11 protein-coding genes are annotated in these 13,150 nt (G+C 43.1%); 3 read left to right on the top strand and 8 right to left on the bottom strand.

Annotated elements, in window-relative coordinates; genetic code table 11:
- Nucleotides 1–84 precede the first annotated feature (84 nt).
- Complete coding sequence (gene pnp, locus C6Y39_RS10500; protein ID WP_105931197.1) at nucleotides 85–2,196, bottom strand: polyribonucleotide nucleotidyltransferase; 2,112 nt, start codon at nucleotides 2,194–2,196, stop codon at nucleotides 85–87.
- 338 nt (nucleotides 2,197–2,534) lie between these two features.
- On the opposite strand from pnp, the gene C6Y39_RS10495 reads away from it, so the two are divergent.
- Nucleotides 2,535–3,089, top strand: coding sequence for an HNH endonuclease (locus tag C6Y39_RS10495; RefSeq protein WP_105931196.1), 555 nt, complete (start codon nucleotides 2,535–2,537; stop codon nucleotides 3,087–3,089).
- A gap of 56 nt (nucleotides 3,090–3,145) precedes the next feature.
- On the opposite strand, the gene C6Y39_RS10490 is transcribed toward C6Y39_RS10495, so the two are convergent.
- The 5 genes from C6Y39_RS10490 to C6Y39_RS10470 all read right to left on the bottom strand — a co-directional run bounded on the left by C6Y39_RS10490 (nucleotide 3,146) and on the right by C6Y39_RS10470 (nucleotide 9,621).
- On the bottom strand, nucleotides 3,146–4,096 hold the full coding sequence (locus C6Y39_RS10490; protein ID WP_105931195.1) for a mechanosensitive ion channel family protein: 951 nt from the start codon (nucleotides 4,094–4,096) through the stop codon (nucleotides 3,146–3,148).
- A gap of 128 nt (nucleotides 4,097–4,224) precedes the next feature.
- Nucleotides 4,225–5,472: a glutamate-5-semialdehyde dehydrogenase gene (locus C6Y39_RS10485; RefSeq protein WP_105931194.1), complete on the bottom strand. Its 1,248-nt coding sequence runs from the start codon at nucleotides 5,470–5,472 to the stop codon at nucleotides 4,225–4,227.
- The gene (gene proB / locus C6Y39_RS10480) at nucleotides 5,469–6,578 is read right to left on the bottom strand and encodes a glutamate 5-kinase (protein ID WP_105931193.1); all 1,110 of its coding nucleotides are present in this window, start codon (nucleotides 6,576–6,578) and stop codon (nucleotides 5,469–5,471) included. Before proB ends, C6Y39_RS10485 begins: the two co-directional genes overlap by 4 nt.
- A gap of 16 nt (nucleotides 6,579–6,594) precedes the next feature.
- On the bottom strand, nucleotides 6,595–8,109 hold the full coding sequence (putP, locus tag C6Y39_RS10475; protein ID WP_105931467.1) for a sodium/proline symporter PutP: 1,515 nt from the start codon (nucleotides 8,107–8,109) through the stop codon (nucleotides 6,595–6,597).
- Nucleotides 8,110–8,568: 459 nt separating this feature from the next.
- Nucleotides 8,569–9,621 carry a DNA topoisomerase IB gene (locus tag C6Y39_RS10470; RefSeq protein WP_240618864.1) on the bottom strand — a complete coding sequence of 351 codons (1,053 nt, stop codon included), beginning with the start codon at nucleotides 9,619–9,621 and terminating at the stop codon, nucleotides 8,569–8,571.
- Nucleotides 9,622–10,141: 520 nt separating this feature from the next.
- Here C6Y39_RS10470 and C6Y39_RS10465 point away from each other — a divergent pair.
- Nucleotides 10,142–10,732, top strand: a complete 591-nt coding sequence (locus tag C6Y39_RS10465; RefSeq protein WP_105931191.1) for a hypothetical protein — start codon at nucleotides 10,142–10,144, stop codon at nucleotides 10,730–10,732.
- Between the two features lie 175 nt (nucleotides 10,733–10,907).
- Entirely contained in the window at nucleotides 10,908–11,738 is an 831-nt protein-coding gene (locus tag C6Y39_RS10460; protein WP_105931190.1) for an HAD family hydrolase, read from the top strand.
- An 86-nt stretch (nucleotides 11,739–11,824) separates the two neighbouring features.
- On the opposite strand, the gene C6Y39_RS10455 is transcribed toward C6Y39_RS10460, so the two are convergent.
- Both C6Y39_RS10455 and C6Y39_RS10450 read right to left on the bottom strand, forming a co-directional pair.
- The gene (locus C6Y39_RS10455; protein ID WP_105931189.1) at nucleotides 11,825–12,529 is read right to left on the bottom strand and encodes an SDR family NAD(P)-dependent oxidoreductase; all 705 of its coding nucleotides are present in this window, start codon (nucleotides 12,527–12,529) and stop codon (nucleotides 11,825–11,827) included.
- Between the two features lie 19 nt (nucleotides 12,530–12,548).
- Nucleotides 12,549–13,079 (bottom strand): DUF2878 domain-containing protein, encoded by a 531-nt coding sequence (locus tag C6Y39_RS10450; RefSeq protein ID WP_105931188.1) that lies wholly within the window; start codon nucleotides 13,077–13,079, stop codon nucleotides 12,549–12,551.
- Nucleotides 13,080–13,150 lie beyond the last annotated feature (71 nt).

Here is a 13,150-nt window from a genome sequence, read left to right as displayed (position 1 = left end):
TCTTTTAAAACCTATAACGAAAAAAGGGAGCCAAGCTCCCTTTTTACTTAAACATAACTAACTAGGTTTAAAACCTAATTGCTATTACTCTGCGTCGTCAGACTTAGGCGCAGGCTTTTCTAGAAGCTCTTTAATGCTTAAACGTACACGGTTCTGGCGGTCGATTTCCATAACCTTAACGTCAACCATTTCACCTTCTTTAAGGTAGTCAGTTACCTTATTCACACGCTCGTGAGCGATTTGTGAAATGTGAACAAGACCTTCTTTACCTGGAAGAACTTCTACAAACGCACCGAAGTCTACAATACGTGTAATCTTACCGTTGTAAGTCTTACCAACTTCAATTTCAGCCGTTACTTGCTCAATCTTGCTAATAGCGATGTCTGCTTTCGCACGCTCTGTCGCGAAGATTTTGATAGTACCGTCGTCTTCAATCTCGATGTTAGTGTCAGACTCTTCAGTAATTTGACGGATCATTGCGCCGCCTTTACCGATAACGTCACGAATCTTGTCTTGATCAATCTTCATTGTGTAAATGCGTGGAGCAAATTCACTTAGCTCTTCACGGTGACCGCCAATCGCTTCGTCCATTACTTTAAGAATGTGCAAACGTGCTTCTTTTGCTTGTTTAAGCGCAATTTGCATGATTTCTTTAGTAATACCTTCAATCTTAATGTCCATTTGAAGTGCAGTAATACCGTCGGTAGTACCCGCTACTTTAAAGTCCATGTCGCCAAGGTGATCTTCGTCACCAAGGATGTCTGAAAGTACAACAAAGTTGTCGTCACTCTTAACTAGGCCCATTGCGATACCCGCAACAGACGCTTTAATTGGAACACCCGCATCCATAAGCGCTAGTGATGTACCACATACCGACGCCATTGAAGATGAACCGTTTGATTCTGTGATTTCAGAAACCACACGTACTACGTACGGGAATTCTTCTTCACTTGGCATTACTGCTTGAATACCACGCTTCGCTAGACGACCGTGACCAATTTCACGACGCTTAGGCGAACCAATCATACCGGTTTCACCAACACAGTATGGAGGGAAGTTGTAGTGAAGCATGAAACGGCTGTCGCGCTTACCTTGAAGCTCGTCAATCATCTGTGCGTCACGCTCTGTACCTAAAGTAGCAGCAACAATTGCCTGTGTTTCACCACGGGTAAATAGTGCAGAACCGTGAGTACGAGGAAGAATGCCAGTTGCTACGTCTAGTGCACGAATCATTGCAGGCTCACGACCGTCGATACGTGGCGCGCCAGAAAGGATGCGTGAACGTACAACGTCAGACTCAAGTTCGTGAAGAAGATCTAGTACTTCTTTTTTGTCTTGTTCTTCGTCTTCAGCAAGGATAGCTTCTAATGCTTTTTCAGTGGCTGCAGTTACCGCGTCTTTACGCTCTAGCTTGTCAGAAATCTGGTAAGCCGCTGTCATTTCAGCTTCAGCTAGTGCTTTAACTTTGTCTTTAAGCGCAGTGTTTTCTGCTTCTGGTGCCCAGTCCCACTTCTCAGTGCCAACTTCAGCAGCAAACTCGTTCACTGCTTTAACAACCGTTTGAAGTTGCTCGTGACCGAACATTACCGCACCAAGCATAGTATCTTCAGAAAGCACGTCAGCTTCTGATTCAACCATAAGTACTGCACCTTCAGTACCCGCAACAACAAGGTCAAGCTGGCTTTCAGCTTGCTCTTCTGCGCGTGTATTTAGAATGTATTCACCGTTGGTATAACCTACACGAGCCGCACCAATTGGGCCGTTGAAAGGAATACCAGAGATAGCAAGAGCTGCTGAAGTACCAATCATAGAGATGATGTCTGTAGGGATATCTGGGTTAGCAGACATTACAGTAACAACAACCTGTACTTCGTTTTTGAAACCTTCTGGGAATAATGGGCGAATTGGACGGTCGATAAGACGCGCAGTCAATGTTTCGCCTTCAGATGGACGGCCTTCACGCTTGAAGAAACCACCTGGGATTTTACCCGCAGCGTATGCTTTTTCTTGGTAGTTAACTGTTAGAGGGAAGAAGTCTTGATCTGGCTTGGCTTCTTTTTTACCAACTACTGTTACCAGTACAGACGTATCGTCCATGCTCGCAAGAACCGCAGCTGTTGCCTGACGAGCAATTACACCCGTCTCTAGAGTTACAGTATGCTGTCCATACTGAAATGATTTAGTAATAGGAGTCACTATTTGTCCTTTAATTTCAATCTTTATTTATCGCTTTTAAACGCGGCGCATAGTATAGCTTTGAAGTGGCATTAATACCATTCCCAAATTTAGCGCTGCGAAGAATTTGTTGCGTTATTCGTTATGTATTTATCCACGTTCATTGCAACATGACTATATGAAATATCTGTGAAATTTCAATATTTGGCTATATTTTCATCATATTGACACAAAACGGCGTATGCTAGAACAAAAAGCAAACAAAACAGAAATATAAAAACACCTACAGAGCTACATACAATCAGACAAGATTAACCACAACAAGAACGTCTAATATTAGTGTGCTAAAGGAGATAACCATGTTGGTACTTCGACTTAACAAAGCAGGCATGCCACAAGAGTGGATAGATGTTGAACAAGCCGCCAAGCTTTACAGTCAGGACAAGGTGCTATTTGAGCTAGGTAGCGACGCTATCACGCTCAGAGGAGGCTGGAATCATGAAGGGCTGCAAAGCCAGCTAACGCTGTCTAGTATTATCGCATGTGATGGAAAGGTAACCGATTTGTCAGGTAAAGTTGCCCTAACTAATCGCTATTTGTTCAGGCGCGATAGTTATTTATGTCTTTATTGCGGCAATAAATTTACGCCAAAGCAGCTTACCCGAGACCACATTATCCCCCGCTCTCGCGGCGGAAAAGACACTTGGACAAATGTCGCCTCTGCGTGTCAGCGATGCAATCACGCCAAAGCTGATAAAACGCCAGAAGAAGCCAATATGCCTCTTCTGGCTGTGCCCTTTAGGCCAAATGTTTACGAACGTTTTTATTTGATGAACAGACGGATATTGGCCGATCAGATGGCTTTTTTAGAAGGGCATTTTTCTCATAAACGGAACTGGACGTGTCAAGACTAGCGCAGTAAACACATCTTATTCATACAGTGTGCGTACTGCGCCAGCGCTATGTTCTACTATAGTCCAGTACTTGTAGTCGTTTGTTGCTCTGTGGTCGCTGCTTGTTGCATATTGTTCGCATTTAAATCGCTTTGCTGTTGCATAAGCGATGCTTGCTCTTCTTTTTGTGCTCTAAACCACAAACTCAACCAATCTGAACACATTTTATGCTCTAGTTCATGCGCTTCGGCTGTCGGGCAAAACAAGCTCACCTTCACTACCACTTTGGCGAGTTCATTGGTTTTAATCTCAACCTCTGGGTCAATGCGAATAAACTCTTGGTCGAGATGTCGCTCAATTAAGCCTTTATAACGCTCTGCTACGTCGCGAAAATATTCGCAGTGGGCCTGTGCTCTAGCATGAAAAGCAGGCAGTAAGCTGTAAGCATTTACCGTCGGCTCATTAACAATTTCAAAGGAGTGTAAGCGGTAACGGCGCATAAAGTTTAGGTTGCGAACGGTTTGGGTAACAAGTTGGCTGTTTGGCACATACACGTGCTTACCCGTGTAGTTAAAGCTTTCTGGGTCTACTTCAAGTAACGCGGTTTTTGCCCAATCCATTTCTACCACTTCACCAATAATATTATTCATTTGGATCCAGTCTCCTACCCTAAAGGGCCTTGCGCCCAGGTAGTAAATGAACCCCATAAAACATTGAATAAATTCGCGGGTAGCAAGCACTATGGCAACCATAAATGCCGCAATGGAAATAGCCAGTGTTTGTATTTCAGAGCTCCACACCATCATTAACACTATGATAATGAAAGCATTACCCAACTGCTCTAATATGTTTATTTGATTTCGACGGTCTTCTCCGCGTTGCGAACTAATGCGCCTTATAAGTAGCAATACCCCTTTTTTAGTGAAATGCAGTACGATCAAAAGCACTAACGACGTCAGCAGCTTGTACTCGCTCGCAAAAACGATAAGCTGTTGCCATAACTGCGCGGGGTCTATCACTATCTCCATGTAAGCTCCGTTTGTGCTTGGGGTAAATCTTTGAATAGGCGAAAAAAAGCGCCGACGAATGTCAGCGCTTATCATTATGAAGCATGTAAACTCACGGCACAATGCCGACCAGTTATCGCTTAACTTTATTATTCACGAATTTGGCCTTCACCATTTACTAAGTACTTCTCTGAAGTTAGCGACTCTAAGCCCATTGGACCATAAGCGTGAAGCTTAGTCGTTGCAATGCCAATTTCTGCACCTAAGCCCAACTGACTGCCATCAGAGAAGCGTGATGAAGCGTTAACCATCACAACACTTGCATCTACTGCACGCTGGAAAAGCTTACCTTTCTCGGCGTCTTCAGTAATGATGACTTCGGTGTGGTTACTGCCGAATTGCGCAATATGCTCAACCGCTGCGTCGAAATCATCAACCACACGAATTGCGATCTCTAAACCAAGGTACTCTTCGCCGTAGGCATCCTCAGCGATAACATCGGCACCTTCAAAGTACTGACTGCCTTTTTCATTTACGTGAACCATTACGCCTTTTTCTTTAAAGGCATCTGCCACTTTCGGTAAAAAGTCACCCGCCACTGCTTGGTGCACAACTAAGCCTTCTAATGCATTACATACACCTGTGCGCTGCGTCTTACCGTTTAGCAGTATCGCTAATGCTTTGTCTAAATCCGCGTCTTTATCGACATATAGGTGACACACACCTTTAAAGTGCTGAATAACCGGCACTTTAGCGTTGTCCGTCACGTAATTAATAAGGCCTTCACCACCACGCGGAATTATCACGTCGATGTAATCACGCTGTTCCATTAACTCTTGCATAAGTGCGCGGTCTGGGTTCGGCACAACAGTAACAAGGGCCTTCGGTAGATTGTGCTTTTCAAGCACATCCTGCATTAATTGTGCAATCGCCAAACTCGTATCAAGTGCTTCTTTACCACCACGTAATATTACTGCATTGCCCGATTTAAAGCACAGCGCGCCAGCATCGGCAGTAACATTAGGTCGTGCTTCATATATCATGCACACAACACCTAAAGGAATGCGCATTTTCTTAATTTCGATACCATTTGGACGGGTACCGATAACACGCTCTTTACCTACAGGATCATCAAGTTCTACGATAACTTCAATGCCTTCAGCCATGCCTTCGATACGCTCATCATTCAGGATTAAGCGGTCGATCATTGCTGCATCTAAATTATTTTCTTTTGCTCGAGCTACTTCTTTTTCATTTACTTCAATAATCTTACTTTTGTTTGCACGAATTGCCGCTGCCATGTCGGTGAGTACCGCGTTTTTCTGGCTCTCACTTAAAATTGCCAGTGTACGTGCAGCTTTTTTTGCTTGTTGTGCTAACTCTGTAATAATACTCATTCTTTCTCCAAATTTGCTATGTGCTGATCAGAAATGATTGGCCCTGTTTTTTCTTCGAACTCGTGGGCGAAGTCATCATTTTCCTGATTAGCAATAAAATTCAATAAACAACTACTGTAATTCGATTTTGCTTTTACCAATTTAGTGCCGTCTTCTTTACGCACTAAAATTGTGTCGCCTACCGAAAACTCACCTTTAACGTCGATGATTTCACTACTCGTAAGTTGTTCGGCGTCGCCAGCTAAAGAGGCATCGAAATCCCCTTCCACAATCACTTCACCTTGCGCATTTGACGTATGGCGCATCCAATGCACGTTTTCTTGCATTGGTTTAGCGTGTGGTTTGAAATGCGTGCCAGGGTTTTCACCTGCAAGAAGCATATTAAACGACAACTCAGTAAAGCCATTAATAATATATGTATCTATACCATGCGAAACCGCTTTTTCGGCTGCTTCAATTTTAGTGCGCATGCCGCCAGTTCCTACCCCGCCTTTAACAGCGCCACCGGCCATGTCATAAATACTTTGATCGATAGTTTCCACAGACTTAAGCATTTTAGCATCGTCAAATTCATGTGGATTTTTATCATATAACCCGTCGATGTCCGAACAGATTATTAATGCATCTGCTTCAGCAGCAGACGCCACCATTGCCGATAAATTGTCATTATCACCCACTTTTAGCTTGTCGGTGGTAACAGTATCGTTCTCGTTCACGATTGGCAGAATGTTGTTATCTAACAAACTAAAAATCGTTTCACGAATACTGACGTAACGCTCTCTATCACGTAAGTCAGCGTGCGTTAAAAGCATTTGGGCAGAAGGAAAGTCAAACAACCTATCCCATGTGGCAATCATTTCTGTTTGCCCTGCTGCCGCCATCGCCTTTTTAACTGCAATGTTGGTTTTCTCTTGTTCTGGAAACAGGTGCGCTCCCGCTGCAACCGAACCAGAAGACACAAGAACAACTTGTGTACCGTTAGCTCGGCATCGCACAATAAACTGTGCAATGCTCAGTAAATAGTGACTGCTACAACCTTGCTGGTTGGGCGATATTAGTGCACTACCTACTTTGATGACTACGCGTTTCCAATTAGGATGACTCATAATGAACTTTTTAACCTTAAGATTGTTGATTTGCTAATTCTTCACCGGCTTGCGCAAACGTTGCCTGTACGTTTTTAGATGGGTTTTCACCGAAGCGACTTACCAAATAAAGCGTTAACGTACTTACCGCAAACCCTGGAATAATTTCATAAATAACGCTGCTTAACGTTTTACCGTCAGCCAGAACCGGGGCATAAATCCAAAACAGTACAGTGACTGCGCCACTGATCATGCCTGCCATCGCCGCTCTTGCTGTTAGGTCCTTTTTATACAGACAAAACAGCACTAACGGACCAAACGCGGCACCAAAACCTGCCCAAGCGTTACTTACCAAAGATAAAATTGTATTCGATGCGTCCATAGCCAATAGCAATGCTGCAACTGCAACGCCTGCTACACCATAACGCCCTATTGTTACCGTTTGCTTCTCACTTAGCGCTTGCTGCGACGATTTCTTACTCATCATCACGCGGTAAATGTCTTCCGTTAACGAACTCGCACTTACTAGAAGCTGCGAAGAAATCGTACTCATAATCGCTGCTAAAATAGCTGCCATTAAAAAACCGCTAATGAGTGGGTGAAACAGTAACTGTGAAAAAATAATAAATATGGTTTCTGGATCATCAACCGCTAACCCAAATTGATTCGCGTAAGCAATGCCCACGAATCCTGTCGCTAACGCACCAATAATCGTCACCGTCATCCATGACATACCGATGTTTCTCGCCGTGCTGATCGCGTTTACCGAGCGAATAGCCATAAAACGTACGATAATATGTGGCTGACCAAAGTAGCCCAACCCCCAGCCTAAGCTCGACAATAAACCCACAAAGGTCAGCGTTTCCAATGACTCGGAAAAATTAGGTACAGATTGATAAGCCGCGCCTGTCATCTGCGAAACGCTATCGAATTCGCTAAACGCCACAATAGGTACTAGCACCAATGCGACAAACATAATGCAGCCTTGAACAAAGTCAGTCAGACTTACTGCTAAAAAGCCGCCCAATAAGGTGTAAGAAACCACTACACCCAGTGTTATAAATAAGCCTAACTGATAATCTACAGAAAACGCGCTTTCAAAAAGCTTGCCCCCTGCGACCAACCCGGCTGATGTGTACAGCGTGAAAAACAAAACAATGATGACTGCAGATACAATACGCAAGCTTGAATTAGGCGTATTAAATCGCTTTGCGAAAAACTCGGGGACAGTCAACGAATCGTCTGCCACTTCTGTATATACGCGAAGCTTTGGCGCGACTAATAAATAATTTGCCAAAGCACCTGCAACTAGCCCAATCGCTATATAAACAGCGTCGAACCCTGTTAGGTACATTGCCCCTGGCAAACCCATTAACATCCAACCCGACATGTCAGACGCACCAGCTGAAAGTGCAGTTACTTGAGGGCTTACTTGCCGGCCTCCTAGAATATAGCCAGAAATATCACTGGTTGACTGGCGATAGGCAAACAATCCTATTCCCAACATCGCTAAAAAATACACAGCCAGCGATAGGTAACTTTCCATTGGCATAACGTCTAATGTTTCCTCTATTACTATCAAAAATTCTAGAATGATTTTTTGTCCTGCTGCTAAAGCAATAAAGAGGTGCTTATTCGTCAGCACTCTCTCGCAGCCTCATAAATACAAAAGGCGAGACTTGCACAATGCTGCTCGCCCTTAAAGATTAACTAGCCTCTGCAATTTAGAAGCAAAATTAAATCGAACAATAATCATTAGAGTTCTAATAATATAAGGATTTGAAAAAAAATTTCAAGTTTGATTTTTAAACAAATAGATTTAACACGCTCTTAGCTCGTTTAGGAGGCAAATAATGTTTCACAATAAAACCGCATTCAATTTATTTATATATTCCCTATTTTTCAGATATATACAAAATCCAAATCAATCATGAAACAATATAACTTTGCAGCGATATGACCTAATTTGGCCCACTTTACTTCTTACTGAAACATTTTCACTTAAAACCCATTACTGAACGTTATCAGTAGAAATAACATGCAAAAGAAGCTTTTCTACAGGCAGTAAGTGATCAAGCTGCACACAATCTTCATTGTTAAGCGCATTTAGCTTTTCGATAAGTTTGTTGAAGGATTCTGGGGCGGAATACACACTAAATAGCTTCGGATGAATATAATATTTTCTGCAAACAGCGGGGGTATTTCCAAGCTCTGCAGAAACGGTTTTACTTAAAGTACTTTCCCATTTTTTAGTTCGAGAATTTGCCACCTGCTCGTGAACGTCAGGCATAACTGTAAGCGCAAAGCGACTGGATGCCCAGGTTCTGAAGTCTTTACAACTAAATTGCTCACCCAATTCACGATGAATAAAAGCATTTACATCTTCGCTGGATACATCGCTCCATTGATTATTTGGCCCCTGGTAGCGGAACAAACAGTAACCCTGCTGTTGAGCGCAATCACAAATAAGTGAAGCCAGTTCTGGATCGTTCACTTTTAACGTACGCGGTTTGCCATGTTTCCCTACATAAGCCAACTCTACACTGTCATCGCATTGGGCCTGAATGTGTTTTCGCCTCAGTGTGGTTAAACCGTATGTGTTGTTCTCTTTGCTGTACTGAGCATTTCCCACTCTCGCTCCTGTATAGTCAAGTAGCAAACACACTAGTGCACATGCTCTCTCTAGCGTCCATGAGGGTTTTTCAACCAAAGTTTGGCAATATTTGCGAAACTTAGGTAGAGCATTCCCAAAAGCAACTAACCTTTTAAATTTCTCTACCTGTTGTTGCTCGTGCCATTTCTCATGGTAGATGTATTGCTTTCGTCCTTTCTCGTCATAGCCTGTCGCCTGCACGCTGGCTTTACTGTCGCGACTAATAAAGGTATCTCGCCAGTTAGGTGGAATTACGAGCTTTTTAATTCTCTTTATTACCCGTTCGCTCGACACTTTTCGTCCACTCGCGTAACGGTAGTAGAAACGTTTATTCCCACAGGCAATTCGCTTGATGGATAAGTGGCAATCATCCGAATAAACATTGCAGTAGCCCTTCGTCCGTGCTGTCAAAGCATTCTCCATATTCTTTGTTGAGATTTACAACACCCTTCAAACATGCGTGTTATTTTTCTGACTGAATAAAATTACAGTTAAAAAGAAAGAAATGATCACCTAGCGTTGTCAGGTTACTTCACCGTTATCCAAAGATTCTTGGCTGTGTAACCTTTTTCAGCGCCGTGTAAGATTGTCACACTACCGCAATATTTATAGTGCGCGCCCCCTTGATGACAATAGTCTAAATTGAAATATGTACTAAAAAGATATGCCTCAAGCTTGTCTAACAACCTTGTAATATTCATGAAAACCTTCGTTAATTCATAGTGATAGCTTCAGCATTCTAGGTTTTAACCTTGATGGAAAGCATATTTAAACACCACCCGGAATACTACTTGAATACTTATCCTCAATAATCGTATGAATTCATGTGCTTGAATGGATTACCGGGCACAAAATTGAATGTAGAAGTTAAGATGTTGAGCGTCACTAACTTAAGTTTGGTGAGCTCTAAAACTGACTGAGAGGAATTAAGATGACTATCGAAAACTCAAAGAACACGAATATAAAGAAGAATGACGATAACGGAACCGAAAATTTAAGGGCCAAGATCGTCTCTGATAAAGAGCTTCAGGTTGCCGCTATTTTTCCTTCAAAAGAAAAAGCGAGGGAAGCGATTGATGTGGTTAAAGGTCAAACATCAATAGAAAGCGCTCAGATAGAAATTGTTGAGGCAAAAGATCCGCGCATGAGCGAAAAACTGGAACGCAACAGTGAATCAATTGGGAAAAGAATGTGGTCGTCACACTTACTGCTGGGTTTTGTTGGGCTAGCGGTGGGCCTAATTGCTGCGTTTCTACTCACGCAATTCGGCCCTGCTCTCACGAAGCAAAATCCTTTATTTACCTATATTGCGTTAATTAGCCCAGGCTTATTCATCGGCTTATTTATCGCAGGACTAATGGGTCTAAGACCAGATAGAAACGAGGTAATTCAAACCGTTAGGCATGCTGTGCGATATGGTAAAGTAGCACTTGTTATCAACTTAAAGAAATCTCAGTCTGCTTCTAAATTGTCTTCGTTGCTTCGTCAACATTCAGACAAAGTCGTCGAGTCTATTCGATAAAAAGTTAAAATACCTGTAATAAGCAGGGGCAGATAGTTAGAGTATGATAGTGTACACAACGCAAAAGCGAACGTGTTCAGCAAACAATTCTGAGAGGCAATGCACATAGTGACAAGTGTATTGCCCTTTCGCATTTTGTATTCCTTATCGTTTAAAGACACCGAGTACTGATTGTATGGACTTAATTTTTTTTGACTTGGACGGGACTCTTTTAAATAAGTCTTCCCAAATCTCGACATTTACCAGAGAAACGCTGGGTTTACTTAGCGAAAAGGACATTGCGTTTACCGTCGCTACTGGACGTACTATGCATTCAGCGCAATTTGTACTGGAAGGCCAGTCGTTCGTACTACCTCATATTTACAATAACGGGGTCGCAATTTGGGATCCAACCGGTAACGCGTTAACTTTAGAGAACCTTCTTGCGCCAAGCGAAGTAAACCTTATCGTCGAATATGCGGTTAAAAACAACATCACACCGTTTATCAATACGGTAAATTTGGAAAGCCCTGAGCACGAACATATTATTTATTATTCAACGCCAAAACATCTGATTGAGCGAAACTTGATAGACAAGTACTTCTCCAGAACGAAAGCCAGACTGGCGCCTATCGAAGAGCTCCCCCCAGCGGCGCACATCACAAATATCAGTATGATTGGCGATGCGACACTCGTTTACGATATTTATCAGCAGTTAAATAATCACGATGAGCTAATTGCATACTCCGGACCTGCCATCGAAGGCGACGAATACCGCTGGATGGACGTTCATCATAAGTTGGCAAGCAAAGGAAGTGCAGTCGAACTTTTGCGAAAGCAGTTGGGTGCAAGTAATGTGATTTGTTTCGGCGATAGTGACAATGATTTAAGCATGTTTGAATTGGCTGACGAGGCTTACGCGCCCGCTAATGCGAAACCTTATATTAAAGAAGCTGCAACGTCTGTTATCGGTCATCACGATGAAGATGGAATTGCTCGTTTCCTTCGAGAGCGTTTTTCGCTCTAGCACAGCACTCTCTAGCACCTCATTAGCAAAGGCTACGTTACGTAGCCTTAATGGTTAGTTATACCGCATTCACGTAAATAAACGTTTTACCAATCTATGGGTTTTCTGTCTTTTAAGAACTGACCGTGAGGGCCACCCTTTTCCATTGTAGCTAACCAAATTGCCGTGTCAGCCCCCTCTTCAGGTGTTTTAGGCGCATCACTCCCTCCCATTCTGGTGTGGACCCAGCCTGGCGTCATACTGTTTACGGTGACGTCTAAAGGCTCGCCGTTTGCTGCCTCGTCAACCGCCGCTGCCATCTTTACCGTTAGTGCGTTAACGGCTGCTTTCGAAATGGCATAGCTAAAAGGCCCTTTTAGTTCCTCTGCAAAGCTTCCATAGCTAGAGCTTACGTTAATGATCCGTCCGAAACCGCGTTCAATCATTTGAGGTAGGGTTTGTTGAATGAGCGTTAGCGGAGCATAAACATTGACTTGCATTGATTTTGCTAGCGACTCTGCGGTTACCTCTTGCCATGGAGTATCATCTAATACGCCTGCATTATTTATTAGAATATCTATTGGTCCAAACACTGCCTCGGCGCGCACAAAAGCATCGACGATGGCTGTTTCATTATCTAGCGGCATTTCGATAACGTGCAAATCTCCACCCACAAGTTGCTTCTTCGCTTCAAGCCCTGATTCCTCATCACGGCACCCCATTAGCACTTTGTAACCTTTCGACAACATTCCTTTTACTATTTCAAAACCGATGCCACGATTACCACCAGTTACCAATACATTTTTCGTCATACCAATACACTCCTTGCATTTACGTTTCGACTTGGGTTGCCTCGAAACGGTTGGATAAATAGAAGCACAGAGGGAATACCACACTCCATACTAGTGCTATGAAAATGTAAGCAAGTAGAAGATCAACGCCAAGCTCTACCGCTCCAAACTTTGCGCCAGCTATGTAGCTAAGTGGTGCAAAAACAGCGCCACCAATTGATGCCAGTAATAATCGCCCCTTAAAAACCATCATGCTGTGATAGATGGTCCCTGCAAAAGCCGCCCAGAGCAGACTTAACCAAATCGGAATGGGCCAAAACGCTATCAATGCTTCAGACTCGTCAAAAATAAACAGCCCGCTCTGCGTCAGCGCTGCATCAACAAAAGTGCCCAACAAGAATATGGCTCCCATAAGTTTTGCATCTTCTAAGCGCTTGGGAGAAAGAAAGAACCACAAAACAATTAGAGCAAGCACGGGTATGACGGCTTGGTTCTGAAATAGAATCACTAGCCACCAAATTCCCTGAAACCACGCAAAGTTTATTACTTTAAATACTGCACTATTTTTCATTACTAACGCTCATAGATTCACTACAAAAGCATACGTAGTCATTTAATTCTAAGTTCATCTAGCAACAGTAA

The organism is Alteromonas gracilis (assembly GCF_002993325.1).
GTDB lineage: Bacteria > Pseudomonadota > Gammaproteobacteria > Enterobacterales > Alteromonadaceae > Alteromonas > Alteromonas gracilis.
This window is presented reverse-complemented; position numbering and strand designations above follow the sequence as displayed.